Raw genomic sequence first — 14,111 nt, 5'->3', positions numbered from 1 at the left:
ACACCGCCCCGTCGCCGACCCCCGAGTCGCCCGAACGGGTGCTCCGGTTCGGCAAGCAGCTCGACATCCGCGTGGTCCGCTCCGCGCACCGCCCCCACCTCGATGCCGAGCCCGAGGACGGCCTGACGGGGGAGGACGTCGAACGCGTCGCCGGCTACCTCGCCAAGTACGCAACCAAGGCCGTCTCCGACACGACCGAACGCCAGGGCGACCACGGCGGCGACGCGTCGTGGAACGCCCACTACGCCCGGATCCGCTGGCAGTGCCGACGCCTCGCCGGCCACGCCGACCGGCGCACCCGAGACGCCCGCGCGATCGGGAACTACGACCATGTCGACCCGTACGCGCTGATCGGCAAGTGGGCCCACATGCTCGGCTTCCGGGGCCACTTCTCCTCCAAGTCTCGCCGGTACAGCGTGACCCTCGGTCGGCTTCGTCGGGCCCGTCGCCGCTGGCAGGCCCTCGCCGCCGAGTCCGCCCGCACCGGTCAGCCGATCGACACCGCCGACCTCGAGCGCCGCCTCATGTGCGACGACGAGGAGGAAACCACCCTCGTCATCGGCTCGTGGACCTACCTCGGCACCGGCTGGCAGAACACCGGAGACGCCGCCCTGGCCGACGCCGCAGCCGCCCGCGCCCGCGAGTACGCCGCATGGAGAGCCGAGCAGAAGCACGACCGAAACCACTGAGAGCAAAGGGGATTAGCGATGGGGAAGCGTGCGAGTGAGACGGCGGTGATTCCCCCTGTGCTGTACCGGGTGGACGAAGCAGCCGAAGCGCTGCGGATCAGTCGGTCAGTGATCTACGAGCTGATCCGGTCTGGCCGGCTGCGCACGGTCAAGGTCGGTCGCCGGCGGCTCGTGCCAGTCCAGGCGCTCGACGAGTACGTCGCGTCTCTTGGGGCGGCGGCGTGACTACAGGACTGGACAAGGCGCGCCGCCCCCGTGGTGAGGGTGGCCTCCGTTGGGATGAGAGGCGGCAACGATTCATCGCGGAGAAGACCGTTGGCTACGACGGCCGTGGACGTCGCATCGTCAAGACCGGCTCGGGGAAGAGTGAGTCGGCCGCGCTGCGGGCTCTCCGTGAGCGAGTCCGGGAACACGAGGCGGGGCTGGCGCCTGCTGCTCACCGGGTCACGGTTGCTCAAGCCGTCGAGGACTGGCTTGAGTTCGAGCGTTCTAGCGTCGGCGAGAAGACCAGGGAGGGCAACGAGGAGAAGTACCGCCTGCACATCAAGCCGTCTTTGGGCGGTCGGCGCTTGAAGGATCTGCGCCCGGATGAGGTGGACCGGTGGCTCGTGGCGCTCTCAGCGGACCTGTCGACCTCCACGCTCAAGCAGGTTCGCTCGGTGCTGAGTCGTTCGGTGCGACGGGCCATGAAGCGCGGCCTGGTGGAGCGCAACGTCGTCGAACTCTGCCCGGCGCCCAAGGGCCGGCCGGGTCGCCCATCCAAGTCACTCACCTTGCAGCAGGCATCCGACGTGTTGGACAAGACGCGGCGCCATCACATGCACGCATACATCGTGGTGTCGCTGCTCGTCGGGCTGCGCCCGGAGGAGGTTCGGGCTCTGCGCTGGTCTCGGGTGCATCTTGCCGAGGACGGCGGGGAGGTCCCACATGTGGAGGTGTGGCGGTCAGTCCGGGTCGGCGGCGACGTGAAGACGCGGAAGTCTCGCCGAACGCTGGCGATCTCTGGGTACGTCGTCGCCGTGCTCAAACGGCACCGGCAGGACCAAGCGGTGGCGTCGAAGGCCGCGGGCACCCGCTGGCAGGACCACGACCTCGTCTTCCCCTCGCGGGTCGGGACCGAGCAGGACGCGCACAACGTGCGACGGATGTTCCGGGACGCCCTGACGCAGGTGCCAGGGCTCGACCCCAAGCAGTGGACACCGTACGAGCTGCGGCACTCGTTCGTGTCGATCCTGTCCGAGCGCGGACTGGCTATCGAGGAGATCTCGCGCCTGATGGGCCACTCGGGAACGGCGGTCACCGAACTGGTCTACCGGCACGAGCTACGCCCGGTGCTCGAGGCCGGCGCCAGCGTGATGGACACCGTGTTTCCGGCACTGAACAGCGGGCGCGAGGACGACGATGACGACGCCGCGTAGTCAGGCAGTTTGTCAGGATCGACCGTCGGGTGCCGAGGGGTCCGGTGACACCGGCGGGCATTTGCCCAGGTGGGAAGTGGTGGAGCCAAGGGGACTCGAACCCCTAACCCCCTGCTTGCAAAGCAGGTGCGCTACCAATTGCGCCATGGCCCCTGGCTGCCGGACGAGTCCGGCGGGTGAAGCAAGGGAGGATCAGGACGACGTGGTGGCCTCGTCGTGCGAGACCGGGGCGTCCGGCGTCGTCACGGGCCCGGCCGAGGGGGCCGAGACGTCGTCGGTGGCCTGCGTCCACAGGTCCTGCTCGGCCTGCTGCTGCTTGGCCTTGCGTCGCAGGAAGACGATGCCGGCGACGGCTCCACCGACGAGGGCGAGACGCTTGAGCATTCGAGGGATCCTCTCCGTGGTGACGGTGATGGTGGGCCTAACAGGACTTGAACCTGTGACCTCTTCCTTATCAGGGAAGCGCTCTAACCGTCTGAGCTATAGGCCCATCGTCACCTTCGCGCGGCCGGTCGAACCCGTCGGATCCGACGTCTGGGCTGATGACCGGACGCGAGGGGAAACGTTACCGGATGCCCCGCACTGACTCCAAAACGGCCCCCGCCCGTGGGGGCGGGTGCCGTCGTCCTGGAGTCGGTGCGGGTCCGCGGGACGCGGAGCACCGGACGGGTGAGTGCGTCAGTCGTCGGTCAGCGTCAGCTGCACGCCACCGACGAGGGCGGAACAGATGTTGTAGAGGAAGGCCATGACGGTGGCGATGGCCGTCATGAGGATGACGTCGATGACACCGATGACGATCGAGAGCGACACGACGCGGCCGAAGCCGACGTAGTCCTTGATCGAGAACGGGTCGGACGTGGTCGTCTGCAGCGACTGGAGGACGCCCTCGATGTCGGTGAACACGTTCATCGTCGACAGGATCATCCACAGCACGGCCGTCAGGACGACGCCGGCGATGCCGAGCGCCACCGAGAGCAGGAAGCTCATCTTCATGACCGACCACGGGTCGACGCGGGCCACCGCCAGGCGGACGCGTCGGGGGCCCTTGGCCTTGCGGGCCGCGCCCGTGGGGCGCACCGCGGCCGTGGCCGCCGTCGCGGGCCCGGCACCGGAGCCGCCGCCGACGCGGGGCTGGGGACCGGTGCGCGTGGTGACGGCGCCGCGGGACAGCGACGTGTCACCCGGCCGGGCGGAGCGAGCCGCCCCCGACGCGCCGGACGCCCCGGACGCGCCGCTCGAGCCCGAGGAGCCGTAGTAGTCGGCACCCGACGACACCGACGCGTCTCCGGCGCCGTACCCCGTCGCCCCGAGCGGGCCGTCAGAGCTCGTCGCGCTCATGCGTCACCTCCGTTGTCACCATCGGACGAACCACCCTCGTCACCCGAGGTTTCGTCCGACGGTACGCCATCGGGCCCGGGAACCGCAGCGGGCGCACTGGGCGCCGCCGAGACCGACACGCTGCCCGTCCCCGGACCGTCGCCGGTCGTGCCGTCACCCGTCGAGGGCTCGGCGCCCTCGTCGACGGCCTCCTCCTCCTTCTCGGGGTTGCGCGCGATGGCGACGACGCGGTCGTTCTTGCCCGGCTTGACGAGGATGACGCCCTGGGTGTTGCGGCCCTTGCGGGCGATGCCGGCCGTCGTCGCCCGCACGATGTTGCCGCGCTCGAAGACCACGAGCAGCTCGTCGTCACCCGTCGTCGTGAGAGCGCCGGCGAGGTCGCCGTTGCGGTCGGTGATCTTGGCGACCGCGACGCCGAGCGTGGCCCGGCCCTTGGGGTTCCACTCGGACGCGGCGGTGCGCTTGGCCATGCCGTTCTCGAAGACGACGAAGACGTCGGGCTCGGTGCCGTCCTCGATGACGGCCATCGCGAGCAGCTCGTCGCCGCCGCGGAACTTCATTCCCGTGACGCCGGAGGTCGAGCGGCCCATCGGACGCAGCTGGTTGTCGGTGGCGTGGAAGCGCACCGACATGCCCTTGCGGGACACGAGGAGCAGGTCGTCCTCGGCGCTGACGAGCGAGGCACCGACGAGCTCGTCGCCGTCGCGCAGGTTGATGGCGATGAGGCCACCCGAGCGCGGGGAGTCGTAGTCGGCCAGGCGGGTCTTCTTGACCAGGCCGGCCTTCGTCGCGAGCACGAGGTAGGGCGCGTCGTCGTACGAGCGCAGCGCCATGACCTGCGCGATCTGCTCACCGGGCTGGAACGCCAGGATGTTCGCGACGTGCTGGCCCTTGCTGTCGCGGCCGCCCTCTGGAAGCTCGTAGGCCTTGGCCCGGTAGACGCGTCCGAGGTTGGTGAAGAAGAGCAGCCAGTGGTGCGACGTGGTCGCGAAGAAGTGCTCGACCATGTCCTCGCCGCGCAGCGACGCGCCCCGGACCCCCTTGCCACCCGGCTTCTGCGCGCGGTACTGGTCCACGCGCGTCCGCTTGGCGTAGCCGCCGCGCGTGATGGTGACGACGACGTCCTCCTCGGGGATGAGGTCCTCCATCGACATGTCCCCGTCGAAGGGGATGATCTCGGTGCGTCGCTCGTCGCCGTACTTGTCCACGATCGCCTGCAGCTCCTCCGACACGATCTGGCGCTGACGCTCCGGCGAGGCGAGGATCGCGTTGTACTCGTCGATGAGGGCCTGCAGCTCGTCGTGGTCGGACTGGAGCTTCTCGCGCTCGAGGGCGGCGAGGCGGCGCAGCTGCATGTTGAGGATGGCGTTGGCCTGGTCCTCGTCGATGGCGAGCAGCTCGATGAGGCCCGCGCGCGCGACGTCGACGGTGCGCGACCCGCGGATGAGGGCGATGACCTCGTCGAGCATGTCGAGGGCCTTGAGCAGACCACGCAGGATGTGGATCTCCTGCTCGGCCTTGCGCAGCCGGAACCGCGTGCGCCGGACGATGACCTCGATCTGGTGGTCGACCCAGTGCCGGATGAACCCGTCGAGCGGCAGCGTGCGCGGCACGTCGTCGACGAGGGCCAGCATGTTCGCACCGAAGGTCGTCTGCAGCTGCGTGTGCTTGTACAGGTTGTTGAGCACGACCTTGGCGACGGCGTCGCGCTTGAGGACGATGACGATGCGCAGGCCGGTGCGGCCCGAGGTCTCGTCACGGATGTCCGAGATGCCGGCGATCTTGCCGTCCTTGACGAGGTCGGCGATCTTGAGCGCGAGCATGTCGGGGTTGACCTGGTACGGCAGCTCGGTGACGACGAGGCACTGGCGGTTCTGGATCTCCTCGACGTTGACGACCGCCCGCATGATGATCGAGCCGCGGCCCGTGCGGTAGGCGTCCTCGATGCCGCGGTGGCCCATGATGAGTGAGCCGGTGGGGAAGTCGGGGCCCTTGATGATGCCGAGGAGCGCCTCGAGCAGCTCCTCCCGCGCGATGTCGGGGTGGTCGAGGTAGTACTGGGCGCCGGCGGCGACCTCGCGCAGGTTGTGCGAGGGGATCTGCGTGGCCATGCCGACGGCGATGCCGGCGGAACCGTTGACGAGCAGGTTGGGGAAGCGGCTCGGCAGGACCGCAGGCTGCATCGTCTTGCCGTCGTAGTTCGGGACGAAGTCGACGGTGTCCTGCTCGATGTCCCGGACCATCTCCATGGCGATCGGGGCCATCCGGCACTCGGTGTACCGCGGGGCGGCCGCGCCGTCGTTGCCGCGCGAGCCGAAGTTGCCCTGGCCCTGCACGAGCGGGTAGCGCAGCGACCAGTCCTGCACGAGGCGGACGAGGGCGTCGTAGATCGCCGAGTCGCCGTGCGGGTGGTAGTGACCCATGACGTCGCCGACGACGCGGGCGCACTTGTTGAACCCCCGGTCGGGCCGGTAGCCGCCGTCGTACATCGCGTAGACGATGCGGCGGTGCACCGGCTTCAGGCCGTCGCGCACGTCCGGCAGCGCGCGGGACACGATGACCGACATCGCGTACTCGATGTAGCTGCGCTGCATCTCGGTGTTGAGGTCGACCGGCTCGACGCGGTCGTGCTGGCCGGGCTCACGCGCGACGACCGCGCGTGCGTCGACGTTCTCCTCCGGGGTCTCGGTGACGTCGTCCCCGTCGGAGTCGGGCCCGATCGGCGGCTCGATGGGAGGCAGGTCGTCGCTCACGTCAGATCCTTTTGTCTGTCAGGCGGATTGGGTGCGTGGGGAGCCGACGGCAGGACGTTTCACGTGGAACGTCACGGGCCGGCCCGCGTGGGCGGTCAGATGTCGAGGAACTTCACGTCGTGCGCGTTCTTCTGGATGAACGTGCGACGCGACTCGACGTCCTCGCCCATGAGGACGGCGAAGACCTCGTCGGCCTTGGCGGCGTCGTCGAGGGTGACCTGGAGCAGCGTCCTGGTGTTCTGGTCCATCGTCGTCTCGCCCAGCTCCTGGTAGTTCATCTCGCCGAGACCCTTGTAGCGCTGGATCGGGTTGTCCTTCGGCAGGCGCCAGCCCTTCTCCTCGCCGAGCTTCTTCAGGCCGTCACGCTCCTTGTCGGAGTAGGCGAACTGGTGGTCGGCGTTGCTCCACCGGAGGCGGAACAGCGGCGGCTGCGCGAGGTAGACGTAGCCGGCCTCGATGAGCGGGCGCATGAACCGGAACAGGAGCGTCAGCAGCAGGGTGCGGATGTGCATGCCGTCGACGTCGGCGTCGGCCATGAGGACGATCTTGTGGTAGCGCGCCTTGTCGATGTCGAAGTCCTCGCCGATGCCGGTGCCGAACGCGGAGATGAGCGCCTGCACCTCGTTGTTGGCGAGGATCTTGTCGATGCGGGCCTTCTCGACGTTGAGGATCTTGCCGCGGATCGGCAGGATCGCCTGCGTGTGCGGGTTGCGGGCCTGCGTCGCCGAGCCGCCCGCGCTGTCGCCCTCGACGATGAACACCTCGGAGATGCTCGGGTCCTTGCTCTGGCAGTCCTTCAGCTTGCCCGGCAGGCCGCCGGACTCGAGCAGGCCCTTGCGACGCGTCGCCTCACGGGCCTTGCGGGCGGCCATCCGTGCGGCGGCGGCCTGCACCGACTTGCGGACGATGTCCTTGCCCTCGTTGGGGTGCGCCTCGAGCCAGTGGCCGAACTCGTCGGTCATGGCGCGCTGGACGAAGCCCTTGACCTCGGAGTTGCCGAGCTTGGTCTTGGTCTGGCCCTCGAACTGCGGCTCGCCGAGCTTGACCGAGATGACGGCCGTCAGGCCTTCGCGCACGTCGTCGCCGGTGAGGTTCTCGTCCTTGTCCTTGAGGAGGTTCTGCCGGCGCGCGAAGTCGTTGACGAGCTTGGTCAGCGCCGCGCGGAAGCCCTCCTCGTGGGTGCCGCCCTCGTGGGTGTTGATGTTGTTGGCGTAGGTGTGGACCGACTCGGAGTAGGCCGTGGTCCACTGCATCGCCAGCTCGAGCGAGAGCATCCGCTCCTCGTCCTCGACCTCGAGGGAGATGACGTCGGGGTGGACCGGCTCGCTGCGCTTGCTGCTGTTGATGTGGTTGACGTAGTCGACGAGGCCGCCGTCGTACCGGTAGGTGACCTTCTTGGCGGTGACGGTCTTCTTCTCGCCGGCGGGGGCCGACGCGTGGGAGCCGTCCTCGCTGTCCGGGTCGGCCTCGACCTCGGTGAGGTCGGACTCGAGCTCGTCGAGGTCGACGTCGTCGTCGGCCGTGGCCTGCACCCGCTCGTCGGTGAGGCTGATCGTCAGGCCCTTGTTGAGGAAGGCCGTCTGCTGGAACCGGGCGCGCAGCGTCTCGAAGTCGTAGTCGACCGACTCGAAGATGTCGGAGTTGGCCCAGAAGGTGATCGTCGTGCCGGTCTCGTCGGTGGCCTCCTCCTGTCGCAGGGGCCCGTCGGGCACGCCCATCGTGAAGCTCATCCGGTGCACGTGGCCCTTCTGGCGGACCGCCGCCTTCAGGGTCTTCGACAGGGCGTTGACGACCGAGGAGCCGACACCGTGCAGGCCACCGGAGACCTTGTAGCCGCCACCGCCGAACTTGCCGCCCGCGTGCAGCTGGGTCAGGACGAGCTCGACGGCGCTGATCTTCTCGACCGGGTGGATGTCGGTGGGGATGCCGCGACCGTCGTCCTTGACCCGCACGCCACCGTCGGCCAGGAGGGTGACGTCGATGGTGGTGGCGTAGCCGGCCAGCGCCTCGTCGACGGAGTTGTCGACGATCTCGTAGACGAGGTGGTGCAGGCCGCGAGGGCCGGTGGAGCCGATGTACATGCCCGGACGCTTTCGGACCGCCTCGAGGCCCTCGAGGACCGTGATCGCGCTCGCGTCGTAGTCGACGCCGTTGGGCCGGAGGTCGGCGGGTGGCTCGGCCGCGGAGGGGGCGGAAGTGGTGCCGACTGTCGATGCCGCGGCGTCGATGGGATTCTGGGGCGTCTGGTCGGCCTCGGACACGTCTCTCCTCTTCGCACGTCGACGCGGACGCCTCGTGAACCTGGGCGACACGCGTCTGCGTCACCGGTCGGTGACATCGGGACGGCTCGCCCCGTGTCAGACGGCACGGTCGAGCCGAGTCCCCTTCATCTTACCGGTCCGCGCGGCGCGACCGTGCCCCGCAGACGCCCGGGAGGGCCACTTTCCGGCCCGAAACCCCGTTGATCCGGGGGGAGGATCACGACCCGGCCCCCCAGCGCGCCTCAGGTGCCTTCTCACGACGTGGCGGATCGCGAGGTAGCAGCCCGGACCGGGCGTCTCAACCCTCGGAGAGGGTCCGCTCGAAGAGGGAGTGGATGGCCTCGGGCAGGTGCGGCTCGGCCACCGTGACGTTGCAGCCCACCTCGTCGCAGACGACCGAGTAGACGTAGGCGTCGGGGTAGTCGCGCTCGACCGCGGCGGCGATGCGCTGGAGGGTCGGCGCCGCGAGGAGGTGCTGCCAGTCCCGCGCGTCGCGCTCGGGCAGCTCGCCGATCGTCAGCGACCGCTCGCGGACCCGCCCGGCGAAACCTCCGCTGCGCCGGAGCACGAGCGCCGCGTCGGGCCCGGGAGCCTCGCCGTGCCCCGGGTCGCGCGGCGTCGGCGCCTCCTCGCCGGCTCCGCCCGAACCGGTGTCGGCCGACGCGGGTACCCCCCCGGCCGACGCGAGCACCCCGACCTGCTCCCAGGCGTCGCGGACGGCGACGTGCTGGAGCGAGCCGTCGCCGTGCGCGGCCGCCGCCGCGTCGACGGTCAGGGCCGCGAAGGTGGCGAAGTCGCAGTCGGCCTTGATCCCGTCGCCCGTCACGACGGAGTACCAGACGTGACCGGCGTCCTCCCAGGCGTTGCCACCGATGGCGAGCGCCGCGAGGACGAAGGCCCGGTTGGGGATGCCGGAGTTGATGTGGACGCCGCCGTTGTCGTCCTCGGCGTCGACGTAGTGGTCCATGTGGGCGGGCTGGGGGTCCTTGCCGAGTCGCGGGTCGTCGTAGGCGGTGCCGGGGTGGTGCATGTCGCGCAGGGCCCGGCCCTTGACCGAGGGGTTGAGCAGGTCGGCCCCGACGAGCCAGTCCGCCTCCTCGGCCTTCTGCCCGAGCTGGTGCTGCTTGACGAGCACGCCGAAGACGTCCGAGATCGACTCGTTGAGCGCGCCGGACTGCCCCTGGTACAGCAGGCCGGCCGTGTGCTCGGTGACGCCATGGGCCAGCTCGTGGCCGATGACGTCGAGGCTCTTGGTGAACCGCTCGAAGATGACGCCGTCGCCGTCGCCGAACACCATCTGGGTGCCGTCCCAGAAGGCGTTGTCGTAGTTGCGGCCGTAGTGCACCGTGGCGAGCAGCGGCATGCCCTTGCCGTCGAGGGAGTCGCGCTCGTAGGCCTGCCACCACAGCTGCCACGTCGCGCCGAGCCCGTCGTACGCCTCGTTGACGGCGTCGTCGGAGCTCGGCGCCGCACCCTCGCCACGGACCGTCGTGCCCGGCGTGGTCTGGGTGCCCTTCGCGTCGCTGATGGTCCGCTCCGGGCCGGCGGCAGAGGTGTCGGCCGCCTCCGGGCGGCGGCGCGGGGCACGCCGCGTGGTCGCGTGGGCCGTCGGCGTCCGGCGTGCCCGGCGCACCGACTCGTCGTGCACGAGCGCCTCGCGAGCCACCTGCGCCACGGCGGGCTCGGCACTGCGGGCCAGCTCCTCGAGGATGTACGGCGGGATGATGCTGCAGCGCTGGTGCGTCGGGTGCGTCGCGTGCTCCTGGTGCGTCGGGCTCATGGGGCCAGTCTGCGCCGCGTCACCGACAGCCGCCCGCCGAGCGCCACCCACCTCAGCCGTAGGTGTCACGGGGACCGCGGGAGTCGGGGGAGCGGCGCGAACCCCGGCTCCACGAGGGCGCGCTCGGGCCGACGACGCGCAGCTGGCTGACCGCCCCGACGCCGACCTCCTCCTCGATCCGCGCGAGCAGGGAGGAGGCCAGCAGCCGCATCTGCGTCGCCCAGGCCGTCGAGTCGGCCCGGACCGTGAGGACGCCGTCGACGAAGGTCGCCGGTTCGACGTGGGAGGCGATGTCCGGTCCGACGATCTGCGCCCACCGACCCATGACCGACCCCACGGCGACGTCGACCCGCCAGCCGCGGTCGAGCAGGAGCCGGTCGAGCTGGTCGCCGAGCAGCGTCGGGTCGCGGCCGTCGCGGTCCGAGCCGGACAGGGTCGGTTCGCCGACCGGGCGTCGCCGCTTGCGCGGCTTCATCCCGGGGCGCAGACCCTTGTCCGCCGCAGCGGCGCGCGCCCGGGCGAGGGCCGACGCGGCGGCGTCGGCGATCCGCGTGTCGGTGTCCGAGCGTCCGGGTTCGGCGCCCTCGACCTCCTCGGAGAGGTCGTCGCGTACGGGCTCGTCACCGCCGGGCCCGTCCGGCCGGACGGCGTCGGCATCTCCCATGCCGCCCGCGTCACTCACCGGCCGGCTCCCTCTCGTCCTGCGTGACCGCGGTGCACGCCGCCACTGCACCGAGCTCGACGGCGAAGGTGGCGCCGCGTTCGCGCAGCCGCTCCGGCACGTCGGCCCCGACCGCCGCGGTGATGAGGACCTGCTCACAGTCGTCGACGAGGGCGGCCAGCCGCTCGCGCCGACCCGAGTCGAGCTCGGCGAAGACGTCGTCGAGCACGAGGACGGGGTCGTCACCGAGGTCGCGGCGCAGCAGGTGGTAGGCCGCGAGCCGCAGCCCCAGGGCGAACGACCACGACTCGCCGTGGCTCGCGTAGCCCTTCGCCGGCAGCTCGCCGAGGGACAGGACGAGGTCGTCGCGGTGCGGCCCCACGAGCGTGACGCCGCGCTCGACCTCGCTGCCGCGCAGCTGCGCCAGGGTGTCGAGCATCCCGCTGCGCAGCTCCTCCGCCTCGGGCACCTCGCCGGCCGCGATCCGCGCGCCGAGCTCCTCGTGCAGGGAGCTGCGGTAGGTGGCCCGGGCGTTCGAGGCGGCCGCGCTCACGGCGTCGTAGCACTCGGCGAGGTCGGGCACGAGGTCGCGCAGCAGCCGCAGCCGTGCGTAGACCAGCTGCGAGCCGACGGTCGCGAGGTGCTCGTCCCACACCCCGAGCGTGTGCAGCGCCGACTCGCGCGCCTCGTCGCTGCCGGCGTCACCGGGGCGCGGCCGGTACCGGCCGCCCTTGCGCAGCACCGGAGCCGCCGACTTCAGCAGCGCGTTGCGCTGGCGCAGGATCTTGTCGTAGTCCGAGCGGACGCCCTGCCACCGAGGCTGACGCTGGACGAGGAGCTCGTCGAGGAAGCGACGCCGCTCCGAGGGGTCACCCTTGACCAGGGCGAGGTCCTCCGGCGCGAAGAGCACCGTGCGCACCGTGCCCAGGACCTCCCTCGGGCGCACGGGCGACCGACCGAGGCGCGCCCGGTTGGCCCGGCCGGGAGTGATCTCCAGCTCGACGAGGGTCTCCCGGTCCTCGCGCACGACCGCGCCGCGGATCACCGCCTGCGAGGCCCCGAACCGCACGAGCGGCTGGTCGGTCGCGACGCGGTGCGAGCCCAGCGTCGCGAGGTAGCCGATCGCCTCGACGAGGTTGGTCTTGCCCTGTCCGTTGAGCCCGACCAGCGTCGTGACCCCGGGCGTCAGCGCGAGCTCGGCGCTCGGGTAGCTGCGGAAGTCCTTGAGGGTCAGGTGGCGGACGTGCACGTCAGGATGGCCGGCTCTCGGGTGCGGGGACCGTCCCCGCCCGGCAGGATCCTGCCGGCCGGGGCGCGGTGCCTCAGGCCGAGGTGTCCTCGGTGCCGGAGGTGGGGCCGCCGCCGGGTTGGCCACCACCGGTCGATCCGGTTCCCGAGGACGGACCGGCCGTCGCGGCGTCGGTGTCGGCGGCGCTCGGGTGTGCCGGGGCGCTCTCCTTCTCCTGGGCGGCCGCGGGGGCCGGCACGGTCGAACCCTCGGCGCCGGTGCGGCGACGCAGCTCCTCGCCCTCGGCGATGGTCATCACCTGGTGGCCGCCGAACTGGCCGCGCAGGGCGGCGACCGCCTGCATCGTCGGGGAGCTCTGCTGGCGCGAGGCGAACCGGGCGAACAGCGAGCTGGAGATGACCGGCATCGGCACGCCCAGCGCGATGGCCTCCTCGACGGTCCACCGGCCCTCGCCGGAGTCGTTGGTGTAGTCGGAGACGTCGTCGAGGTGCGGGTTCTCCTCGAGCGCCTTGACCATGAGGTCGAGCAGCCACGAACGCACGACGGTGCCGCGGCTCCAGGCCTTGAAGGCGCCGGGGACGTCCTTGACGATGTCCTTCTTCTCGAGCAGCTCGTAGCCCTCGGCGTAGGCGGCCATGAGGCCGTACTCGATGCCGTTGTGGACCATCTTCGTGTAGTGGCCGGCACCGACCTCACCGGCGTGGACGAACCCCTCCTCGCGCGGGCCCTCCGGGCGCAGGGCGTCGAAGATCGGCATGGCCCGCTCGACCCACTTCTCCTCACCGCCGCACATGAGGCCGTAGCCGTTCTCCAGGCCCCAGATGCCGCCGCTGACACCGCAGTCGACGTAGCCGATGTTCTTCTCGCCGAGCAGGTCCGCGTTCTCGAAGTCGTCGGTGAAGCGGGAGTTGCCCCCGTCGATGACGAGGTCGCCGGCGTCGAGGAGCTCACCGAGCTCGGCGACGGTCTTCCGCGTGGGGTCGCCCGACGGGACCATGACCCACACGACGCGCGGGGCCTCGAGGGACTCGACGAGGTCGGGCAGCGAGTCGACGTCGCGCACGTCGGGGTTGAAGTCGAAGCCGATGACCTCGTGACCCGCGCGGCGCAACCGCTCCCGCATGTTGCCGCCCATCTTGCCGAGACCGATCAGACCGAGCTGCATGTCGGGAGCCTTTCTGCACAGGGTGGGGAGAGTCACAAGCGGTTCGAGGCTACGCCTGCCGAGTGAGCCGACGCACCGGCGGTCCGCGCCGGTGCGAACGACGTACCCGACGACGTCCGGGACGGACGCTCACCGTCCGGCGCGGGCCGGTCCGGCGGATCGGTCGGACCCCGTCTGTTCCGTCGGACGCCTCGCGCCGGGCCGTGCCGGTCAGCTGGCGAAGCGGACCGGCATGAGGACGTAGCGGTAGGAGGCGTCGGGCTCGCCGTCGACCTCCTGCTGGCCGGAGAGCACCGCGGGGCGGCTCGGCTGCGTGAACGACAGCCGGCTGAACGCGGTACCGACGGCGTGCAGGCCGTCGAGGAGGAACTGCGGGTTGAACGCGATCTGGATCTCGGGCCCGGTGAGCGTCGCCTCCACGGCCTCGGACGCCTGCGCGTCGTCCCCGGTGCCGGCCTCGATGGCCACCTGGCCGTCGGTGAACTTGAGCAGGACCGGGGTGTTGCGCTCGGCGACGAGGGCGACGCGCTTGACGGCCTCCTCGATGGCGGCGGTCTCGACGACGGCCTCGGTGTCGACGCTCGTCGGGAAGATCGAGGTGACCTTGGGGTACTCGCCGTCGAGCAGGCGCGTCGTGGTCCGACGCTGGCCGGCCTCGAAGCCGATGAGCCCGTCACCGCCGGCGCCGAAGGCGAGGGACACCGAGCCGGACGCGCCCAGGGCCTTGGCCGTGTCGGACAGCTGTCGGGCCGGGACCAGGGCGACGTGGCTGGCGTCGGACTCGCTCGGTGTCCACG

12 protein-coding genes and 2 tRNA genes are annotated in these 14,111 nt (G+C 70.9%); 3 read left to right on the top strand and 11 right to left on the bottom strand.

The window, feature by feature from the left end; all coding sequences use genetic code 11:
* The 3 genes from ACR9ZK_RS16765 to ACR9ZK_RS16755 all read left to right on the top strand — a co-directional run.
* On the top strand, positions 1–689 hold a 689-nt coding region (locus ACR9ZK_RS16765; RefSeq protein ID WP_481343086.1), incomplete at its 5' end, for a replication initiator.
* Between the two features lie 18 nt (positions 690–707).
* Positions 708–914 carry a helix-turn-helix domain-containing protein gene (locus ACR9ZK_RS16760; protein ID WP_481343085.1) on the top strand — a complete coding sequence of 69 codons (207 nt, stop codon included), beginning with the start codon at positions 708–710 and terminating at the stop codon, positions 912–914.
* Positions 911–2,107: a site-specific integrase gene (locus ACR9ZK_RS16755; RefSeq protein ID WP_481343084.1), complete on the top strand. Its 1,197-nt coding sequence runs from the start codon at positions 911–913 to the stop codon at positions 2,105–2,107. Before ACR9ZK_RS16760 ends, ACR9ZK_RS16755 begins: the two co-directional genes overlap by 4 nt.
* Before the next feature lie 77 nt (positions 2,108–2,184).
* Here ACR9ZK_RS16755 and ACR9ZK_RS16750 read toward each other — a convergent pair.
* The 11 genes from ACR9ZK_RS16750 to ACR9ZK_RS16700 all read right to left on the bottom strand — a co-directional run.
* Positions 2,185–2,260 (bottom strand) — tRNA-Ala (locus tag ACR9ZK_RS16750).
* 39 nt (positions 2,261–2,299) lie between these two features.
* Entirely contained in the window at positions 2,300–2,491 is a 192-nt protein-coding gene (locus tag ACR9ZK_RS16745; protein ID WP_481343083.1) for a DLW-39 family protein, read from the bottom strand.
* 29 nt (positions 2,492–2,520) lie between these two features.
* A tRNA-Ile gene (locus tag ACR9ZK_RS16740) sits at positions 2,521–2,597 on the bottom strand.
* Positions 2,598–2,785: 188 nt separating this feature from the next.
* Entirely contained in the window at positions 2,786–3,445 is a 660-nt protein-coding gene (locus ACR9ZK_RS16735) for a DUF3566 domain-containing protein (protein WP_481343082.1), read from the bottom strand.
* Positions 3,442–6,198, bottom strand: a complete 2,757-nt coding sequence (gyrA, locus tag ACR9ZK_RS16730; protein WP_481343081.1) for a DNA gyrase subunit A — start codon at positions 6,196–6,198, stop codon at positions 3,442–3,444. Before gyrA ends, ACR9ZK_RS16735 begins: the two co-directional genes overlap by 4 nt.
* A gap of 95 nt (positions 6,199–6,293) precedes the next feature.
* Entirely contained in the window at positions 6,294–8,459 is a 2,166-nt protein-coding gene (gene gyrB / locus ACR9ZK_RS16725) for a DNA topoisomerase (ATP-hydrolyzing) subunit B (RefSeq protein WP_481343080.1), read from the bottom strand.
* A gap of 298 nt (positions 8,460–8,757) precedes the next feature.
* Positions 8,758–10,239, bottom strand: a complete 1,482-nt coding sequence (locus tag ACR9ZK_RS16720; RefSeq protein ID WP_481343079.1) for a protealysin inhibitor emfourin — start codon at positions 10,237–10,239, stop codon at positions 8,758–8,760.
* Positions 10,240–10,291: 52 nt separating this feature from the next.
* Positions 10,292–10,921 carry a DciA family protein gene (locus tag ACR9ZK_RS16715; protein WP_481343078.1) on the bottom strand — a complete coding sequence of 210 codons (630 nt, stop codon included), beginning with the start codon at positions 10,919–10,921 and terminating at the stop codon, positions 10,292–10,294.
* Positions 10,914–12,149, bottom strand: coding sequence for a DNA replication/repair protein RecF (gene recF / locus ACR9ZK_RS16710; RefSeq protein ID WP_481343077.1), 1,236 nt, complete (start codon positions 12,147–12,149; stop codon positions 10,914–10,916). Before recF ends, ACR9ZK_RS16715 begins: the two co-directional genes overlap by 8 nt.
* A 73-nt stretch (positions 12,150–12,222) precedes the next feature.
* Positions 12,223–13,314, bottom strand: coding sequence for a phosphogluconate dehydrogenase (NAD(+)-dependent, decarboxylating) (gene gnd / locus ACR9ZK_RS16705; protein WP_481343076.1), 1,092 nt, complete (start codon positions 13,312–13,314; stop codon positions 12,223–12,225).
* 210 nt (positions 13,315–13,524) lie between these two features.
* Positions 13,525–14,111: DNA polymerase III subunit beta (locus tag ACR9ZK_RS16700; protein ID WP_481343075.1), on the bottom strand; the 587-nt coding region annotated here is incomplete at its 5' end.

The organism is Monashia sp. HAY1-5C, from assembly GCF_056755255.1.
Note: the sequence above shows the minus strand (reverse complement) of the source record. Positions and strands in the feature narration are given on the sequence as shown.

Coding starts and splice junctions, on each gene's coding strand:
- ACR9ZK_RS16760 (WP_481343085.1), top strand. CDS start 708: ATGGGGAAGCGTGCGAGTGAGACGGCGGTGATTCCCCCTGTGCTGTAC.
- ACR9ZK_RS16745 (WP_481343083.1), bottom strand. CDS start 2,491: ATGCTCAAGCGTCTCGCCCTCGTCGGTGGAGCCGTCGCCGGCATCGTC.
- ACR9ZK_RS16735 (WP_481343082.1), bottom strand. CDS start 3,445: ATGAGCGCGACGAGCTCTGACGGCCCGCTCGGGGCGACGGGGTACGGC.
- ACR9ZK_RS16720 (WP_481343079.1), bottom strand. CDS start 10,239: ATGAGCCCGACGCACCAGGAGCACGCGACGCACCCGACGCACCAGCGC.
- gnd (WP_481343076.1), bottom strand. CDS start 13,314: ATGCAGCTCGGTCTGATCGGTCTCGGCAAGATGGGCGGCAACATGCGG.